Below are 17,834 nucleotides of genomic sequence, written 5' to 3'. Positions count from 1 at the left end.
TTTTATTGTTACCGCGCTCTAGGCAAACACTTCAGTTTCAGGCATATAATTTGCTTAAGTTTGGCGCTTCGGCGCCCTGTAGTGGATGGCGCATGTGCGCCGGCGAATAAGGTGTTAAGCCCCTGCCATGAAACCATCGCTAGTCTTGAGAATGGGCCAGCAGCTGACGATGACACCGCAGCTGCAACAGGCCATCCGCCTGCTCCAATTGTCGACCCTGGACCTGCAGCAGGAAATCCAGGAGGCCCTGGAGTCCAATCCGATGCTCGAACGCCAGGAAGAAGGCGACGACTTCGATAACGCTGACCCGTTGGCCGACAAGGCCGAACAACCTCCAAACGCCGATGTTTCGGAACCCTCCTATCAGGAAACGGCCCCGACGGTGGACAACCTGGAGGAAGGTGACTGGAACGAGCGCATTCCTAATGAGTTGCCGGTCGACACCGCGTGGGAAGACGTCTACCAGACCAGCGCCAGCAGCCTGCCGAGCAGTGACGACGACGAGTGGGACTTCACCACCCGCACCTCAGCCGGCGAGAGCTTGCAGAGCCATTTGCTGTGGCAGCTGAACCTGGCGCCGATGTCCGACACCGATCGCCTGATCGCCGTGACTTTGATCGACTGCATCAATAATCAGGGCTACCTCGACGAAACACTCGATGAAATCCTCGAAGCCTTCGATCCCGAACTGGACGTCGAACTCGATGAAATTGAAGCCGTCCTGCACCGCATCCAGCAATTCGAACCGGCCGGCATCGGCGCTCGCAACCTGAGCGAATGCCTGTTGCTGCAACTGCGCCAGCTGCCGCCCAAGACGCCTTGGTTGAGCGAAGCCAAGCGCCTGGTCTGCGATTACATCGACATGCTCGGCAGCCGCGATTACAGCCAGCTGATGCGCCGCATGAAGCTCAAGGAAGACGAACTGCGCCAGGTCATCGAACTGGTGCAGAGCCTCAACCCGCGCCCAGGCTCGCAAATCGAATCCAGCGAAGCCGAATACGTCGTGCCTGACGTGATCGTGCGCAAGGACAACGAGCGCTGGCTGGTGGAGCTTAATCAGGAGTCGGTGCCACGGCTGCGAGTCAACGCCCAATACGCCGGTTTCGTGCGTCGCGCTGACACCAGCGCCGATAACACTTTCATGCGCAATCAGCTGCAGGAGGCTCGCTGGTTCATCAAGAGCCTGCAAAGCCGCAACGAAACGCTGATGAAAGTCGCTACCCAGATCGTCGAGCATCAGCGCGGTTTTCTGGAGTACGGCGACGAAGCCATGAAGCCGTTGGTGCTACATGACATCGCCGAAGCGGTGGGCATGCACGAATCGACGATTTCCCGGGTTACCACGCAGAAGTTCATGCATACCCCTCGCGGTATCTATGAACTGAAATACTTTTTCTCCAGTCACGTCAGCACCTCTGAAGGCGGCGAATGCTCGTCCACGGCGATCCGCGCGATCATCAAAAAACTGGTTGCAGCGGAAAATCAGAAAAAGCCGTTGAGTGACAGCAAGATCGCTGGTTTACTGGAGGCACAAGGCATTCAGGTGGCTCGCCGCACCGTCGCCAAGTACCGTGAATCCCTCGGGATCGCGCCTTCGAGCGAACGCAAGCGGTTGATGTAGAGTCACGTTACAGCGTTCCAGTGGCAGGCAACCCAGCCTGCCGCTTTATGCACTGGCAACGAAGGAGAAGCTGTATGCAAGTCAACATCAGTGGACACCAACTGGAAGTGACCGAACCTCTTCGCACCTACATCGGCGAAAAACTCGAACGATTAGAGAGGCATTTCGACAAGATCACCAACGTGCAGGTCACGATGACGGTCGAAAAGCTCAAGCAGAAAATCGAAGCCACGCTGCATATTCCCGGCAATGAAGTGGTCGCCAACGCGGAACATACCGATATGTACGCGGCGATCGACGCCTTGACCGACAAGCTCGATAAACAACTCAAAAAGCATAAGGAAAAGACCCAGAGCCTCCTCCAGGGCGCAACCGGTCGTTAACACTCCCTACCCATGATCCGACTTGAAAGCATCCTGACCCCCGGCCGTTCCCTCGTGAACGTGCCGGGCGGCAGCAAAAAGAAAGCCCTCGAGCAAATTGCCAACCTTATCCATAAAGAAGTCCCGGATCTGGAAATGCAAGATGTCTTCGAGGCTCTGATTGCCCGTGAAAAACTCGGCTCGACCGGTTTTGGAAACGGCATCGCCATTCCTCACTGCCGCTTGAAAGGTTGCACGTCGCCTGTCAGCGCACTGATGCACCTCGACGCCCCAATTGATTTCGACGCCATCGATGGCGCTCCGGTCGACCTGCTGTTTGTTCTGCTGGTCCCGCAGGCCGCCACCGATGCGCATCTGGAACTGTTGCGCCAGATCGCCAGCATGCTCGATCGCAAGGAAGTGCGGGAAAAACTGCGCAGCGCTCCGAGTAATGAAGCCTTGTATCAGGTTGTCCTGGACGAGCAAAACGGGCACTAATCATGCGCATGATCATTGTCAGCGGCCGCTCCGGGTCAGGTAAAAGTACTGCGCTCGCTGTTCTGGAGGACAGTGGCTATTACTGCATTGATAACCTGCCCGCCGGTTTGCTGCCGGAGTTGGCTGAACGCGCACTGATTCACACTGAACTGGCGCAACCGTTGGTGGCGGTATCCATCGACGCGCGAAATCTGCCGAGTCATTTGTCACGATTTCCGGAACTGCTCGAAGAAGTCCGCAGCCGTCACATCCAGTGTGATGTTCTGTACCTGGATGCCGACGAAGAGACGCTGCTCAAGCGCTTCTCGGAAACCCGTCGGCGCCATCCACTGAGCAGTGCCGATCGCTCGCTGGCCGAAGCGATCAGCGATGAAACCCAACTGCTTGGGCCGATTGCCGATCTTGCCGATCTGAAGGTCAACACCACCAACCTCAACCTGTATCAGCTGCGCGATACCATCAAGCTGCGCCTGTTGAATCAGCCGGAGCCCGGCACTGCGTTTCTGGTGGAGTCCTTTGGATTCAAGCGGGGCATGCCCGTCGACGCCGATCTGGTGTTCGATGTGCGTTGCCTGCCCAACCCCTACTGGAAGCCGGAACTGCGCGAGCATTCGGGGCTGGAAAAACCGGTTGCCGATTATCTGGCAGCACAGCCGGATGTCGAGGAGATGTTCCAGGACATCTCCACGTATCTGCTCAAATGGTTACCGCGCTTTGCCGCCAGTAATCGCGCCTACGTCACCATCGCAATTGGCTGCACCGGCGGTCACCACCGCTCTGTCTACCTGACCGAACGCCTGGGTCAGGTCCTGCAAAAAACCTTGAAGAACGTCCAGGTTCGCCACCGCGACCTCAGCTAAAGGATTCACATCGCGATGCCTGCTCTGGAAATCGAAATCATCAACAAGCTGGGCCTGCATGCTCGCGCGTCTGCCAAATTCGTCGGGGTTGCCGGTCAGTTCAAGGATTGCACGATCAGGGTAGGTCGCACGCCGCAAGCCACGGTTGACGGCAAAAGCATCATGGCCATGATGATGCTGGCGGCCGGCAAGGGCACCAAAATCCATCTGAGTACAGAGGGTGAGCAAGCAGATGAAGCGCTGCAAGCCTTGGTGAATCTCATTAATAATTACTTTGACGAAGGCGAATAACACCGCTGCCTTCTGCGCTTTTATGGCGCGGGGGCATGCCTCTGGATAGGGGCTCGCTTGTGATGGCGCTTGCCTGTGATGGGGCTTGCCTGTGATAGGGTCTGCCTGTGATAGGGTCTGCCTGTGATAGGGCTTGCCTGTGGCGAGGGGGCTTGCCCTAATGCCAGTCAGTTAAGCCCTCCAGCCTTCTTTTTGGGATATTTGACTGGTCTAGGCTTGACCACCCTTGGGTAACTTCGCTGTCGTCTGGCAGGTAGCATGAAGTGTTGAGCCTGGACTCTCAGCTCTGCCAGTCGTTTAGGGATCGTACCTGGCGTTTCAAGCGGGCAGAAACGCAGCGCGTTGCTGACCGCTTGAGCCAACCAGAGAAAGCTCAAACGTTGTGGTACCACCTTTATTTCTTCAGCCATCAAGCGCATCTCCTGGCGGATCAGGTTGTAGGCCAGCAGAGCTCCCCACAGTTCTTGGCGCACCAGATCAGGCTGTTTACTGCGCAATTGCTCTCCTTTGAGCAGGTTTTGCTTGATCTCGCGGTAACCCAATTCGATTTCCCAGCGTTCGTTGTAGTGCCCTGCCACCTGATGGGCAGGGTAACGTTCGGCATCGATCAACGAGGTGAGATAGCGGCGGGGTTTGTCGTCTATCGAGTACTCAATCAGTCGTGCCTGCCAATGGCTAGGAAGGTCGGGACGTTGCTTGAGTGCATCTCTGGAAACAGTCAGTCGCACAAGCCAATCACCGGCGCCCAACTCTTTGATCACCTCGTATTTAAGCGGTTTGCGTGCCCGCATGAGCCAGTGCCGTTCGGTTCCGCTTTGCTGCCAGTCAAGCAAGAGCGCTGCCGAGTAGTAGGCACGGTCAAAAATCGTCACCGAGTGATCGCTTACCGATTTCTCAAGACCTTTGGCATGGCGAAGTTCGCCGACCGAAAACTCGCCAAAACAGGCGTCCCGAATCAAGTGACTATAGGTATCCATCAGGCAAACACCGCGCACTTGTGGCCAGGCTCCGTCTCCCGAGTGAGTCCGCCCGCCACCGAAGGCTTGGCGGTTTTCCGGTGTGTCGGGGGTAGACCACACCACGCCGTCTACCGCAAAGCTGCGTAACCCTAAAAAGCCAGCCGAAGCTGGCTGCTCAGCACCGCCCCATGACTCTGCCAATTGCTTAAACAGTGCCGCCAGAGGCTCTGATCCAAGCCGTTGCCGGGCCTGGACTGCGGCGCTAGGCACAGGCACCTTTGCTTCGCCCAAAGCCAGTCCCAGCTGCTGCACGATGAGCCAAATCGGCTCGTTCTTGAACAAGGCCAACCCCACCACCAACCAGACAATGCGCTCGGCCGGCAGGCGTCTGCGGCGCAGGGAAACAGTTCCGGTCGAAGCCAGCGCTTGCTCGATCCACAGGGGATCGATCAATTGCGCGAAGCGTTCGAAAGAGATCGGATTGAGTTTGGTAACTTCTTGAAGGGCGTTTTGCAGGGACATGAAGCGGACTCATAAAAACATAAACCCGTTTCTATTACTGCTGGGCGGGCAAGTCAATTCCTTAACTGACTGGCATTAGGGCTTGCCCCCGCTGGGTCGCGAAGCGACCCCCCGGCTCCATGACTGCTTCGCAGCCAAACGGGAATCAGAACCACCACAACCCCAGCGCTCAGTGGACCGACGTGGGAGCGAGCCTGCTCGCGATAATGGTCTAACGTTCGAATAGTTTGCGGCTGACCCGCCCCCCATCGTTCGCTCCCACAGGGTTTCTTATCAAGCTCATGAAAAAGGCGCGTCACCCAAGCGGGGTAACGCGCCTTTTTTCGCAGTGGGCGAGGCTTAGCTGCCCGCCACCATCATCCGCTCGATCAACACCGAACCGGTGCGGATATTGCTGCGCAACTCCAGATCGTTACCCACGGCGACAATCTGCTTGAACATGTCGCGCATGTTGCCGGCAATCGTCACTTCCTGAACGGCAAACTGGATTTCGCCGTTCTCGACCCAGTAACCCGCCGCGCCCCGGGAGTAATCACCCGTGACCATGTTCAGCCCTTGGCCCATCAACTCGGTCACCAGCAGCCCCCGGCCCATACGCCGCAGTAACGCGGCCTGATCTTCGTCACCATGAGTGACGAACAGGTTGTGCACGCCGCCGGCGTTGGCGGTACTCGGCATACCGAGTTTGCGACCCGAATAGGTACCGAGGATGTAGGAGACCAGCTCGCCCTTCTCGACAAACGGTTTGGCGTAAGTCGCCAGGCCATCGCCATCGAACGCCGAGCTGCCCATCGCGCGCATCAAGTGCGGACGTTCATCTATGGTCAGCCATTCGGGGAACAGCTTCTGCCCCAGCGTGCCTTCAAGGAACGACGATTTGCGATACAGGCTGCCCCCGGAAATGGCCGACAGGAAACTGCCGAACAAACCGCCCGCCAGTTCAGCGGAAAAGAGTACCGGCACTTCGCAGGTCGGTACCGGCCGTGCGCCCAGTCGACTCGCCGCACGCTGCGCGGCACGCCGGCCGATGGTCACCGGGTCCGCCAGCAGATTGCCCTGGCGGCTCACGTCGTACCAGTAATCGCGCTGCATCTGGCCATCGGCCTCGGCAATCATCACGCAGCTCAGGCTGTGGCGAGTCGAAGCGTAACCGCCGACAAAACCATGACTGTTGCCATAGACGCGGCAACCTTGATGAGTGCTGAGGCTGGTGCCATCGGCGTTCTTGATGCGGCTGTCGGCATCGAAGGCGGCAGCTTCACACAGCAGAGCCTTTTCGATGGCTTGCTCGGGGGTGATGTCCCATTTGTGGAACAGATCGAAATCCGGCAGATCCCTGGCCATCAACGCGGCATCGGCGAGGCCTGACGCTTCGTCTTCGGAAGTATGTTTGGCGATGGCCAGCGCGGCGGCAACGGTTTCGCGAATGGCCTCGGGACCGGTGGCTGAGGTGCTCGCCGAGCCTTTGCGCTGGCCAACGTACAAAGTGATGCCAAAACCTTGATCGCGATTGAATTCAACCGTTTCGACTTCGCGCTGGCGAACCGTCGTAGACAGGCCTTGCTCCAGAGACACCGCCACTTCACAGGCACTGGCACCCTGGCGTCTGGCTTCAGCGATGATCTGCTCAACTTGTTCCTGCAGTGCCGGCAACGCTTGTGGGCCGACGCTTTCAACTGCACTCATGCTGTTCTCCACTCAAATTCTGCTTTCGGTGATGGCCTTCGAGCGACCGGGCCGGACAAGCGGCCCCCGACTGGTTATCATGGCGGCGTTTCTTTGCGGACGGCCACCATGGTTGATTCTTACGACGACTCCCTCGATACGGGAGAAAAAAGCAAATCCCAGGTCAAACGCGAGCTGCATGCTCTGGTTGACCTCGGCGAACGCCTTACAACGCTCAAGCCTGACTTGCTGGCAAAACTGCCGTTGACCGACGCTTTGCGCCGGGCGCTGGGCGATGCCTCCAAGCACACGGCGAATATCGCGCGTAAACGGCACCTCATGTTCATCGGCAAACTGATGCGCGATCAGGACACTGACGCCATCCTGACCCTGCTCGATCAACTCGATGCCTCCACCCGGCAGTACAACGAACGTTTCCATGGCCTGGAACGCTGGCGCGATCGCTTGATCGCGGGCGACGATGCAGTCCTGGAGAAGTTCGTGCTCGACTACCCGGAGGCTGACCGTCAGCAGTTACGCTCCCTGATCCGTCAGGCCCAGCACGAACTGGCGACCAACAAGCCGCCTGCCTCGAGCCGTAAAATCTTCAAATACATCCGTGAGCTGGACGAGACTCAACGCGGTCTGCGCTAAGTCATCTCAGCCTGTAGATACTCTGTTCACGGTCAAGCTTTCGCGAGATGTTTTTCGCTAAAAAGCTTGGCCGTATTAAATTCCTCTCCCGGGCCTGCGGCAGCTCCTACGAGGGCGCGCCTTTCCTCACGATCCTGTGCCACCCACCGTAATCGCATCAATTTTCAGCGTTGGCTGACCGACACCCACCGGTACCGACTGCCCGTCCTTTCCGCATGTACCCACGCCACTGTCCAGCGACAAGTCGTTGCCGACCATCGATACCTTGCTCATCGCTTCCGGCCCGTTGCCGATCAACGTCGCACCTTTGACCGGCGCAGTGATCCTGCCGTCCTCGATCAAATAGGCCTCGCTGGTGGAAAACACGAATTTGCCACTGGTGATGTCCACCTGACCGCCGCCCAGGTTGGCGCAGTAAATGCCCTTCTTCACCGACGCAATGATTTCCGCCGGGTCGCTTTCGCCAGCGAGCATGTAAGTGTTGGTCATGCGCGGCATTGGCAAGTGCGCATAGGATTCGCGGCGACCGTTACCGGTGCGGGCCACGCCCATCAGACGCGCGTTCAGCTTGTCTTGCATGTAGCCCTTGAGTACACCGTTTTCGATCAGCGTGGTGCACTCGGTCGGGGTGCCTTCGTCGTCGACGCTCAGCGAACCGCGGCGACCGGCCAAGGTGCCGTCATCGACAATGGTGCAGAATTTGGAGGCAACCCTCTCGCCCATGCGGCCGCTGTACGCCGAACTGCCCTTGCGATTGAAATCGCCTTCCAGACCGTGGCCGACCGCTTCGTGCAACAGCACGCCGGACCAGCCCGAGCCCAATACCACCGGCAACATACCGGCCGGCGCGGGAATGGCTTCGAGGTTTACCAGCGCCTGCCGCAATGCTTCACGGGCGTAACCCATGGCGCGGTCGTCGCTGAGGAAATAGCGGTAATCGGTCCGGCCACCGCCGCCATGGCCGCCACGCTCGCGGCGTCCGTTTTGTTCGACGATCACACTGACGTTGAAACGCACCAATGGCCGCACATCTGCAGCCAGGCCACCGTCGGTGGACGCCACAAGAATCCGTTCCCATACCCCGGCCATGCTGACAGTGACCTGTTGGATTCGCGGGTCCAACGCACGAGTGGCAACGTCGATGCGTTTGAGCAGTTCGACCTTTTCGGCGCGGGTCATCACTTCCAGCGGGTTGTCCGGCCCGTACAACTGGGCGACATCCTGGGTGGTAAATGCTTGCACGGAGCCGTTCTGCCCGGCTCGGGAAATTGAGCGCGCGGCCCGGGCTGCTGCGCCTAGGGCTTCGAGGGTGATGGCATTGCTATAAGCGAAACCGGTTTTTTCGCCGGACTGCGCCCGTACACCCACGCCCTGGTCGAGGTTGAAACTGCCTTCCTTGACGATGCCGTCTTCCAGCGCCCAGGACTCGGAAATCTGCCCTTGAAAATACAGGTCGGCGGCATCGATGCCAGGGCCGGCGAGATCGCCGAGTACACCTTGCAGACTCTCGATCGTAACGCCGCCGGGCGCCAGGAGGTGTTCACTGACTGAGGACAACAACTCGCTCATATGTTTTACGCCTTAAATTCATCGTTCTGAGGCAGGTCGCCGGGCGCCCTGCGAGAAAAAGCGCCGGTGTCTGGCCACCGGCATTCGCGCCCTGATGGACGCCTGTTCGCTGCTATCGCGTTCGGCCAGCAGCACGGCCTCGCCTAAATCCTGTTGCGCCAGCACTCGCCCCCACGGGTCGATGATTGCGGCGTGCCCCCAGGTTTCCCGCGGCCCCGGATGGGTGCCACCCTGGGCGGCCGCGAGCACGTAGCATTGGGTCTCGATGGCCCGCGCACGAATCAACACATCCCAGTGCGCCGCGCCGGTGACGGCGGTAAAGGCCGACGGTGCGGTGATCACTTCGGCACCCGCCGCACGCAGTTCGCTATACAGTTCAGGGAAGCGCAGGTCGTAACACACTGTCAGGCCGACCCGACCGACGGGCGTATCCGCCACCACCACGCCATCGCCGAACGCATACTCATCGGACTCGCGATAGCGCCCGCGCGCATCGGCCACATCCACATCGAACAGGTGCAGCTTGTCATAGCGCGCCACGATTTCGCCTTGGTCGTCGATCAGCAACGAGCAGGCGTGCACCCTGGCCGTCGGCTGATCCACCGGCGGCAACGGCAAAGTACCCGCCACTATCCATAACCTGAGGTCGCGGGCGGTCTGTTTCAACCATGGCAGGATCGGACCGTGACCGGCGGCTTCGGCTCGGCCGATGTCCGCAACGTCACGGCGGCCCATCGCGGCGAAGTTTTCCGGCAGCACCGCCAGCCTCGCACCGCCCGCCGCGGCCTGCTCAAGCAAATGACGCGCTCGGGCCAGATTGGCCGGTACATCACGTTGGCTGACCATTTGAATCACCGCAAAAGACATGTGCTCTCCTTACTCGAAGTCTGCATGCCAACCTGTGTAGCAGCCATGCTACTCCATCGGCTCGCTTCAAAAAGGTTTGTCGAAGGTGATCTTAGGCTCTTTCCACGGGCCTTTGACGGTGTACTTCACGCTCGCGAAACGTGAAACGCGATCACCGATCAGCTTGTCGATCAGGAACAACGCACCGCCAATGGCCGGTGCGCCAACGATCAGTGCAGCAATTGGCAGGTTATTGGTCACCGGCAACGTCACCAGCAATTTCGCATCGACCTGATCGGCAACCAGATCCAGCGTGCCGTTGAGTTCGATGTTGCTCGATGGCCCGGTCATCCGGATCGGCTGGCGGGTCACATAGACGCCGTTTGTCGCGACCAGCAGCCCTTTTACCCGGTCATAGCTCAGGCCCTTGCCGAACAGGTCGGAGAAATCCAGACGCAAGCGGCGCCCGATGGAGTTGAAGTTCAACAGGCCAAATACGCGCAACGCCTGTGCACCGCCATCGACTTCAATGAATTGGCCTTTGTTGAGCGAAGCGTCGAGCGTGCCGGAAAAACGCTTGGTCGCCAGCCAGGCCGGAGAACCGGGCCAGCGCCCGTCGACATCCATATGGAACTCTTCGCTGGTGACACTCGGCGCAAACCCCCAGCCCTTGAGCACATCGGCGAGGTTTTTGCCGCTGATGCGGCCCTTGTACCAACTGCTTGTCGAGCCGGGCACACCTTCCCAGCCGCCGCTGCCCTGCAACAGAATGCCTTTGAGCCCCAGATCCAGCGTATTAAGTGCAATGCCCCTTTCGGTCGGACGAACTTTCAGCGACCAGCCGCCCACCAGATCCTGCCCCTGGAACAACTGGTTGATGGTGATATCCAGCGCCGGAATTTTCGTCGGGTCCACCGAGGCTAGTGGGTCGGGCGAGTTTTCATCGGCGAGAGCGGTCGGATCAGGCGCCGGCAACTTCACGTATTGAAGATTGATTGCGATCGGCGCAGCTTTCGCGTCGGGAATGTTTGCACCACCCTTGACCTGCTGACTGTCGAGCTGCAGCGCCCAGGCGGCCGCTTTGCGGTTCAATTGCACCGAGGCCCGATCGAGGGTGGTACCGATGCCGCTGAGCTTGCCGACCTTGAAATCAGCGCTGCTGAGCAATTGCTTGGCGTTGCTGCCGGGATCCTGACCGGCGTATTTGTCCACCAGCTCTTTCCACGGGCCAACATCCAGTTGCGCTAACTCGCCGCGCACCCGCAGGCCCTTGGCACCGGGCAAGACCGCGTTGCCGGCACCGAGAAACAACTCACCACGGCCGTCGGCAACACGGCCGGTGGGCGCCGCGAAAGTGAAATCGGCCAGATCGCCATAATCAACCCAATAGCGACGCTCCGCGCCCTGCAGCGTCATGCGGAACGTGGTGTCGCGCCCGACATCCGCGGCCATGCCGAATGGCGCAGGCAAATCGACCGCCACGCCCCGCAGGCTGGAATTGACCATCAGCTGGCTATCGGCACCGCCCAGATCGAGCTGAAGTTGATACGCAATGAGCCCGGACACCGGCAGCGGTTGAGTGACATTCAGCCAGTCGGTCAATTTCTTAACCTCGACCTCGCCCGAGGCCGCAACGCGAGTCTTGAGCTTGCCCGGGCTGCCGTCGGCGAAAATCTGCGCAGTCACCGGTTTGTCGAAGGCCCGCGCCGCGATGTTCTGACCGCTCAAACCCTTGGTGCTGTCGAAACGGAAGTCGCCCTTGAGCTGCGTCAGCTCCAGCACGGGCTCGGCCAGTTTCAGACGCGCCTTTGCAGTTTTGAAATCGACCAGAATTTTCGGTTCTTCACCTTTCTCCAGCGGGATGTCCAGTTTCAGCTTGCCACGCAAATCACCCTCGCCTTCCCAGCCGGCGAATGTGTCGGCGGTACCTATTGGCGCTTCCTGAAGAATTTTCAGGCCGTCACCCAGCCCGCCGGCAAACGCGCCGTCGAGGAGCAAGTGGGTTTTCTCCCCGGGGGCAGCGTGGGGAATATTGACGTAAACGTCGCTGACCTGGGTGTTGAGCAACTGACCTTTGCTGGCCAGGATACGCACGCCGCTGTCCTCGATGAACACGTCGCCGCTGACGTTGCGGACATGCGGCCAGCCCGGCTGGAACGCCAGTTCAGCATCGTGAACCTTGAAAAACAGACTGATGCTGCGCGCGGCGTCGGCAGCGCCAGCATTGAGCGAGCCTTGATACTGAAAGAAACCTTCGTCCACCGCGCCTTTGAGAATTGCCGTGCGCAGCCACTCGTCCAGTGCCGGACTGAGGACCTTGGGCAAGTATTTGGCCGTGTACTTGCCGTCGCCGTCGACCAGACCAACCCGCAGGTCCATGTAATCTTCCTGGCTGTGGTCGAAACGCAGGCGAATCAGGAAGTCACCGGCAATTTTGCCCTCCTCGCCCAGCACCTTCAGATACGGTGCGATCAGCGTGAAGCCTTGCTTGTCGAGTTTCCACGTTAACCGTGCGTTGGCTTGAATGTACTGCCAGGGCTTGGCGAAGATCGGGTCCAGGTGCAGGACAAAATCCTTGCTGTCCATGCGCAACTCGCCCTGACCAAGGTCGCCGCTGATGCTGCCACTGACATTACGCGCCGCCGGAGCGCCACGGTAAGCGTCGAACCCGACATTGTCGAGGTTGGCCGCGAAGGCTAATTTGCTGTCGTCGGTGGCGTTCGGGCGGAAATCGATCAGTACATTGCGCAGACCACCGGTAACCTTGAGTTTTTCGACAGCTTTGCTGACGTCATCCGGCAACGGCCCCAACGCGTTAAGCAGCGGTGTGACCGGCGTGAGATCGAGACGATCAGCCTGCAGGTGCCAGAGCTCTTCGGCCTTGTCGGTCGCGGCGGTTTGCGTAAGCTGCAGGCGGGATTCCCAACGGGTCTCTCCCAGGCTCATGGCCAGGGAATCGAACGTCGCGACGAGGCCCTGAGCGTTGCGCTGAAAGTACCCGTTGAGCGCCAGATTGTTGATCTGAATCGGTTTGCGCTCGGCGTAAGCGCCCGTAAGTTGCGGAGCGTTCAGGCGCACAGCGCCACTTTGCAGAGCGCCCTTGTTCCAGTGGAACCAGAGCTCGCCGCCGGCCTTGATCTCGGAGAAATTCCATTGCCGGGTCACGCGTTCAGGCAGCCATTTCGACCAATCACTTTGCGGCAGGCTCAAATACCCATCGGCTTTGCCTTCCTGCCACTGGCTGGCGCGAATACGCGTGCGCAAACTCAGGGCCATCGGCTGGCCGTCGGGCAGCGTCAGCCGCGCATCGAGGCGCTGGCGGGTTGCACCGGTTTTCAGGCTGACGCCCACATAAGTCAGGGTCAGGGGCGGGTGTTCAAAGGGCTGCAACGTGACCTGGCTGTCGAGCACCGACAGACGCTGAACCATTTGCATGCGATTGAGCAGTTGCTCCGGATCGAGGGGTTGATCCTGCTGCACCGGCAAACCCTCCAGCGCCCACTTGCCGTCTTCGCCTTCCTTGAGGCTGATCTTCAGGCCGCTGAGCTCCAGATGGTCGATCCGCACCTCGCGCGCCAGCAGGCTGGCCCACAAATCCGGTACGGCGCGCACTTGATCCAGGCGCAAGGCGTTGGCGCCTTCGCCGACCATCACGTCGTGGGCCAGGAGGACCGGTGCAAAGCCCCGCCAGTTGCCTTCCAGCTCGCCGATGTGCATCGGCATGCCCAAGGCAGCGGCGGCCTTGCCTTCGACTTCGGCCCGGTATTCGGCCACCAGCGGTGTCAGTTCTCGACCGAGACTGACGTACAACGCCATCAAGACCAAAACCAACGCGCACAGGCCCAGACCCCAACGGGTCAGTGCGGCCAAAATGCGTGTCAGACGCTCCATGTCAGTCGGCTCCCATGGCGAAAATACGGCAAAAAGCTGAGGCCAGCTGTTCTTGTGAGGTTGAAGCACAGCGAATCAGAGCAACACCACGTCGTATTGTTCCTGGGAATACATGGTTTCCACCTGGAACCGAATGGTGCGTCCGATAAAACCTTCCAGTTCGGCCACATTGCCCGACTCCTCATCGAGCAAACGGTCGACGACTTTCTGGTTCGCCAGTACACGATAGCCTTCCGCCTGATAAGCGCGGGCCTCGCGGAGAATTTCACGGAAAATTTCGTAGCACACGGTTTCCGGTGTTTTCAGTTTGCCTCGGCCCTGACAGCTGCTGCACGGTTCGCAGAGCACTTGTTCAAGGCTTTCACGCGTGCGTTTGCGCGTCATCTGCACCAGACCCAACTCGGTAATGCCGATGATGTTGGTCTTGGCGTGATCGCGCTCCAGCTGTTTTTCGAGCGTACGCAACACCTGTCGCTGATGCTCCTCGTCTTCCATGTCGATGAAGTCGATGATGATGATCCCGCCCAGATTGCGCAGGCGCAGTTGGCGAGCGATGGCGGTCGCGGCTTCGAGGTTGGTCTTGAAGATGGTTTCTTCGAGATTGCGATGACCGACAAACGCCCCGGTGTTGACGTCGATGGTGCTCATGGCTTCCGCCGGATCGACCACCAGGTAACCGCCGGACTTGAGCGGCACTTTGCGCTCCAGGGCTTTCTGGATTTCGTCTTCGACGCCATACAGATCGAAAATAGGCCGCTCGCCAGGATAATGCTCGAGGCGATCGGCAATTTCCGGCATGAGTTCGGCGACGAATTGCGTGGTTTTTTGAAAGGTTTCCCGGGAGTCGATGCGGATTTTCTCGATTTTCGGGCTGACCAGATCGCGCAAGGTGCGCAGCGCCAGACCGAGGTCTTCGTAAATCACACTCGGCGCGCCGATGGTTTTGATCTGCTCGTTGATCTGGTCCCAGAGTCGGCGCAGGTAGCGAATATCCATGAGAATTTCATCGGCACCGGCCCCTTCGGCGGCAGTGCGCAGAATGAAACCGCCGGCTTCCTTGATGCCCTCTGTGGCCACGCAATCGGTGACGACTTGCTTGAGCCGGTCGCGCTCGCCTTCATCCTCGATCTTCAGGGAAATGCCGACGTGGGCGGTGCGCGGCATGTACACCAGATAGCGCGAAGGGATCGACAGCTGCGTCGTCAAGCGTGCGCCCTTGGAGCCGATCGGGTCTTTGGTGACCTGCACGACCAGACTCTGTCCCTCGTGAACCAGCGCGCTGATGCTCTCTACCGCCGGGCCTTCGCGCAGGGAAATTTCAGAGGCATGAATGAACGCGGCGCGGTCCAGACCGATGTCGACGAACGCCGCCTGCATGCCGGGCAGAACCCGCACAACCTTGCCTTTGTAGATGTTGCCGACGATCCCGCGTTTTTGCGTGCGCTCGACATGGACCTCTTGCAGAACACCGTTTTCAACCACCGCCACGCGCGATTCCATCGGCGTGATGTTGATCAGGATCTCTTCACTCATGGCAGGGTCTCGTTCAGGCGTATTCACGATTATGGCCGCATCTGGTCAGTACGACGCTCAGCGCGCGTTAAGGGGTTGCCAACAGGGTATGCCGAAATGGCCGAGTAATTCTGCGGTTTCACACAACGGCAAGCCGACCACGGCGGAATAACTGCCATTCAGGCTGGTGACAAACACCGCGCCGAGGCCCTGAATGCCATAGCCGCCCGCTTTGTCCCGTGGCTCGCCGCTGGCCCAGTAGGCCGCCGCTTCATCGCGATCAATAGCGCGAAACCGCACCAGGCTGCGCACCACGCGCGATTCACAGCGTGCGCCATCAAGCACGGCGATGGCCGTCAACACTTCATGCTCCTGGCCCGCCAGCCTCACAAGCATGGCGCACGCTTGGGCTTCGTCCACCGGTTTGCCAAGTATTTTGCCGTCGAGCACCACGGCTGTGTCGGCGCCCAGCACGCAAAACTCTCCGTCGGACACGATTGTGCCGCGCCCGGCTCTGGCCTTGCCGCACGCCAGGCGTTCGACATAGGCCGACGGGGTTTCGTGTTTTAAAGGGCTTTCATCGATATCCGCACTGACGACGGAAAACGGCACGCCGATCTGCGTGAGCAGTTCGCGCCGACGCGGCGAGCCTGAGGCGAGGTACAGCTGTTTCATCAAGACATCTCCCTCTTTAGTGTCCTGCCTCACAAATACTGTTCCTTTTTGGCGGCGTCTGTTGTTGCCATACTGCGTTGCCGCTCCTCGCCATAGCGAGCTATGACTCGTCGCGGCGCCTTGTCTGGCAACAGCAGCCCACTCGCCAAAAAAGGGACGTATTTGCAAGGCAGGGCACCGGCAAATGCCTGAGTGAATCAGTTGATTTTGTAGCGCCGGCGCAGACCGCGCAAACCGTAGCTGATCCACGGCCACAGCAATGCGCTGACCAACGCCGGCAAGACCAGCGCCAGCGTTGGCTGACGATTGCCGGTCAGCGCGCTGAGCCACAATTGAACCAGTTGCGCGAGGCCGAAGATCACCAGGATGACCAGACTCTGTTGCCACATCGGAAACATGCGTAATCGCTGTTGCAGCGACAGCACCAGAAAAGTGATGAGCGTGAGGATCAATGCGTTCTGGCCGAGCAACGTGCCATACAGCACGTCTTCAGCCAGGCCCAGGCACCACGCGGTGACCATGCCGACTTTCTGCGGCAGGGCCAGCGCCCAGAACGCCAGCAGCAAAGCCAGCCACAGGGGTCGCAGAATTTCCATGAATTGCGGCAGCGGCGAAACGCTAAGCAGCAGGCCGATGGCGAATGTCAGCCAGACCATCCAGCCGTTTCGGGAAGCAGTTGCACCGACCATTATTCTCTTCCCCCGGGGGTGGCTGGCGTGGAAGCCGGCGGTTTGGCGGCCGGTTTCACCGCAGCGGGCTGAGTGGCGGCAGGTTTGGGCGGGGTAACGGCGGCAGGCACATCCGCGGCTGCCGGAACGGCCGGTGTCGCAACGGCAGCGGGGATGATGCCGGCAGGACGGGGCATGTTTGCCGGGATCATCGGGCCGCCACCATATTGATCCAGCGCCTCCTGAGCCTGCGCTGCCTCGTTGGCACGTTCTTCGGCGGTTCGACTGTCGGTGAATACCAGCAGCAGGTAACGGCTGCGGTTCAGGGCGGCGGTCGGCACGGCACGCACAATGGCGAACGGCTGGCCGGAATCGTGGATCACTTCCTTGACCGTGGCCACCGGGTAACCCGCCGGGAAGCGCTGACCAAGGCCGGAGCTGACCAGCAAATCGCCTTCTTTGATGTCAGCGGTGTCGGCGACGTGGCGCAACTCCAGACGCTCCGGATTGCCGGTGCCGCTGGCAATCGCGCGCAGACCGTTGCGGTTTACCTGCACCGGTATGCTGTGCGTGGTATCGGTCAGCAACAGGACGCGCGAGGTATACGGCATCAATTCAACCACCTGGCCCATCAGGCCGCGGGCATCGAGCACCGGCTGACCAAGGACCACACCGTCGCGCTCACCTTTGTTAATGATGATTCGATGAGTGAAAGGATTGGGGTCCATGCCGATCAGCTCGGCCACTTCGACCTTTTCATTGACCAGCGCGGAAGAGTTGAGCAACTCGCGCAGCCGAACGTTCTGCTCGGTAAGGGCGGCAAGCTTTTGCATGCGACCCTGCAACAGCAGGTTTTCGGTTTTGAGTTTTTCGTTTTCGGCGACCAGTTCGGTGCGGCTGCCAAATTGGCTGGCCACACCCTGCCATAACCGCTGCGGCAGGTCCGTGATCCAGTAAGACTGCATCAACGCCAGCGACATCTGGCTACGCACTGGCTTGAGCAGTGTGAAGCGGGCATCGACCACCATCAGCGCGACCGATAGCACAGCCAGCACCAACAAGCGCACGCCCAGTGAAGGCCCTTTGGTAAAAAGCGGTTTAATGAGCCGCTCCTCCCAGGCAAATGTTTTGTTTATTCATACGGCATCGAACCGGCCTGGATGCAGACTGACAGAAGATAAACGCAACAGGCAGCACTGCAAAGTGCTGCCTGCGCGTCAACAGCATAGATGCAACCCAAC

Annotated in this window: 15 protein-coding genes; 6 read left to right on the top strand and 9 right to left on the bottom strand. The window is 59.6% G+C overall.

Going from position 1 to position 17,834, the window contains the following annotated elements:
- Positions 1–127 precede the first annotated feature (127 nt).
- The 5 genes from ACYZT1_RS04660 to ACYZT1_RS04640 all read left to right on the top strand — a co-directional run bounded on the left by ACYZT1_RS04660 (position 128) and on the right by ACYZT1_RS04640 (position 3,632).
- Complete coding sequence (locus tag ACYZT1_RS04660; protein WP_462017878.1) at positions 128–1,621, top strand: RNA polymerase factor sigma-54; 1,494 nt, start codon at positions 128–130, stop codon at positions 1,619–1,621.
- Positions 1,622–1,695: 74 nt separating this feature from the next.
- Entirely contained in the window at positions 1,696–2,004 is a 309-nt protein-coding gene (gene hpf, locus ACYZT1_RS04655) for a ribosome hibernation-promoting factor, HPF/YfiA family (protein ID WP_007941242.1), read from the top strand.
- 12 nt (positions 2,005–2,016) lie between these two features.
- The gene (gene ptsN, locus ACYZT1_RS04650; RefSeq protein ID WP_150582322.1) at positions 2,017–2,481 is read left to right on the top strand and encodes a PTS IIA-like nitrogen regulatory protein PtsN; all 465 of its coding nucleotides are present in this window, start codon (positions 2,017–2,019) and stop codon (positions 2,479–2,481) included.
- A 2-nt stretch (positions 2,482–2,483) separates the two neighbouring features.
- Positions 2,484–3,341: an RNase adapter RapZ gene (gene rapZ, locus ACYZT1_RS04645; RefSeq protein WP_462017877.1), complete on the top strand. Its 858-nt coding sequence runs from the start codon at positions 2,484–2,486 to the stop codon at positions 3,339–3,341.
- A 15-nt stretch (positions 3,342–3,356) separates the two neighbouring features.
- Entirely contained in the window at positions 3,357–3,632 is a 276-nt protein-coding gene (locus tag ACYZT1_RS04640) for an HPr family phosphocarrier protein (RefSeq protein ID WP_462017876.1), read from the top strand.
- Positions 3,633–3,799: 167 nt separating this feature from the next.
- Here the strand turns inward: ACYZT1_RS04640 and ACYZT1_RS04635 are convergent, their stop codons facing one another.
- Positions 3,800–5,113, bottom strand: a complete 1,314-nt coding sequence (locus ACYZT1_RS04635) for an IS4 family transposase (RefSeq protein ID WP_462015893.1) — start codon at positions 5,111–5,113, stop codon at positions 3,800–3,802.
- A 339-nt stretch (positions 5,114–5,452) separates the two neighbouring features.
- Positions 5,453–6,799 (bottom strand): metalloprotease PmbA, encoded by a 1,347-nt coding sequence (pmbA, locus tag ACYZT1_RS04630; RefSeq protein WP_462017875.1) that lies wholly within the window; start codon positions 6,797–6,799, stop codon positions 5,453–5,455.
- A gap of 108 nt (positions 6,800–6,907) precedes the next feature.
- Here pmbA and yjgA point away from each other — a divergent pair, with 108 nt between their 5' ends.
- Positions 6,908–7,432 (top strand): ribosome biogenesis factor YjgA, encoded by a 525-nt coding sequence (yjgA, locus tag ACYZT1_RS04625; protein WP_150582315.1) that lies wholly within the window; start codon positions 6,908–6,910, stop codon positions 7,430–7,432.
- Between the two features lie 126 nt (positions 7,433–7,558).
- Here yjgA and tldD read toward each other — a convergent pair whose 3' ends face one another.
- The 7 genes from tldD to mreC form a co-directional block, all read right to left on the bottom strand.
- A complete protein-coding gene (tldD, locus tag ACYZT1_RS04620; protein ID WP_462017874.1) occupies positions 7,559–9,001 on the bottom strand; it encodes a metalloprotease TldD in 1,443 nt (480 codons plus the stop codon).
- 18 nt (positions 9,002–9,019) lie between these two features.
- Positions 9,020–9,868 carry a carbon-nitrogen hydrolase family protein gene (locus tag ACYZT1_RS04615; RefSeq protein WP_462017873.1) on the bottom strand — a complete coding sequence of 283 codons (849 nt, stop codon included), beginning with the start codon at positions 9,866–9,868 and terminating at the stop codon, positions 9,020–9,022.
- Between the two features lie 66 nt (positions 9,869–9,934).
- Positions 9,935–13,738: a YhdP family protein gene (locus ACYZT1_RS04610; protein WP_462017872.1), complete on the bottom strand. Its 3,804-nt coding sequence runs from the start codon at positions 13,736–13,738 to the stop codon at positions 9,935–9,937.
- A gap of 75 nt (positions 13,739–13,813) precedes the next feature.
- Positions 13,814–15,271: a ribonuclease G gene (gene rng, locus ACYZT1_RS04605; protein WP_462017871.1), complete on the bottom strand. Its 1,458-nt coding sequence runs from the start codon at positions 15,269–15,271 to the stop codon at positions 13,814–13,816.
- Between the two features lie 57 nt (positions 15,272–15,328).
- Positions 15,329–15,925: a Maf family protein gene (locus ACYZT1_RS04600; RefSeq protein WP_462017870.1), complete on the bottom strand. Its 597-nt coding sequence runs from the start codon at positions 15,923–15,925 to the stop codon at positions 15,329–15,331.
- Positions 15,926–16,122: 197 nt separating this feature from the next.
- A complete protein-coding gene (mreD, locus tag ACYZT1_RS04595; RefSeq protein ID WP_462017869.1) occupies positions 16,123–16,614 on the bottom strand; it encodes a rod shape-determining protein MreD in 492 nt (163 codons plus the stop codon).
- Entirely contained in the window at positions 16,614–17,696 is a 1,083-nt protein-coding gene (gene mreC / locus ACYZT1_RS04590; protein WP_462019190.1) for a rod shape-determining protein MreC, read from the bottom strand. The genes mreD and mreC overlap by 1 nt, the downstream gene beginning before the upstream one ends.
- Positions 17,697–17,834 lie beyond the last annotated feature (138 nt).

The organism is Pseudomonas sp. PB3P13 (genome assembly GCF_054897735.1).
The sequence above is the reverse complement of the archived record's forward strand: the minus strand, read 5'-3'. Positions and strand labels throughout refer to the sequence as shown.

Coding starts and splice junctions, on each gene's coding strand:
- ACYZT1_RS04660 (WP_462017878.1), top strand. CDS start 128: ATGAAACCATCGCTAGTCTTGAGAATGGGCCAGCAGCTGACGATGACA.
- hpf (WP_007941242.1), top strand. CDS start 1,696: ATGCAAGTCAACATCAGTGGACACCAACTGGAAGTGACCGAACCTCTT.
- ptsN (WP_150582322.1), top strand. CDS start 2,017: ATGATCCGACTTGAAAGCATCCTGACCCCCGGCCGTTCCCTCGTGAAC.
- rapZ (WP_462017877.1), top strand. CDS start 2,484: ATGCGCATGATCATTGTCAGCGGCCGCTCCGGGTCAGGTAAAAGTACT.
- ACYZT1_RS04640 (WP_462017876.1), top strand. CDS start 3,357: ATGCCTGCTCTGGAAATCGAAATCATCAACAAGCTGGGCCTGCATGCT.
- ACYZT1_RS04635 (WP_462015893.1), bottom strand. CDS start 5,113: ATGTCCCTGCAAAACGCCCTTCAAGAAGTTACCAAACTCAATCCGATC.
- pmbA (WP_462017875.1), bottom strand. CDS start 6,799: ATGAGTGCAGTTGAAAGCGTCGGCCCACAAGCGTTGCCGGCACTGCAG.
- yjgA (WP_150582315.1), top strand. CDS start 6,908: ATGGTTGATTCTTACGACGACTCCCTCGATACGGGAGAAAAAAGCAAA.
- tldD (WP_462017874.1), bottom strand. CDS start 9,001: ATGAGCGAGTTGTTGTCCTCAGTCAGTGAACACCTCCTGGCGCCCGGC.
- ACYZT1_RS04615 (WP_462017873.1), bottom strand. CDS start 9,868: ATGTCTTTTGCGGTGATTCAAATGGTCAGCCAACGTGATGTACCGGCC.
- ACYZT1_RS04610 (WP_462017872.1), bottom strand. CDS start 13,738: ATGGAGCGTCTGACACGCATTTTGGCCGCACTGACCCGTTGGGGTCTG.
- rng (WP_462017871.1), bottom strand. CDS start 15,271: ATGAGTGAAGAGATCCTGATCAACATCACGCCGATGGAATCGCGCGTG.
- ACYZT1_RS04600 (WP_462017870.1), bottom strand. CDS start 15,925: ATGAAACAGCTGTACCTCGCCTCAGGCTCGCCGCGTCGGCGCGAACTG.
- mreD (WP_462017869.1), bottom strand. CDS start 16,614: ATGGTCGGTGCAACTGCTTCCCGAAACGGCTGGATGGTCTGGCTGACA.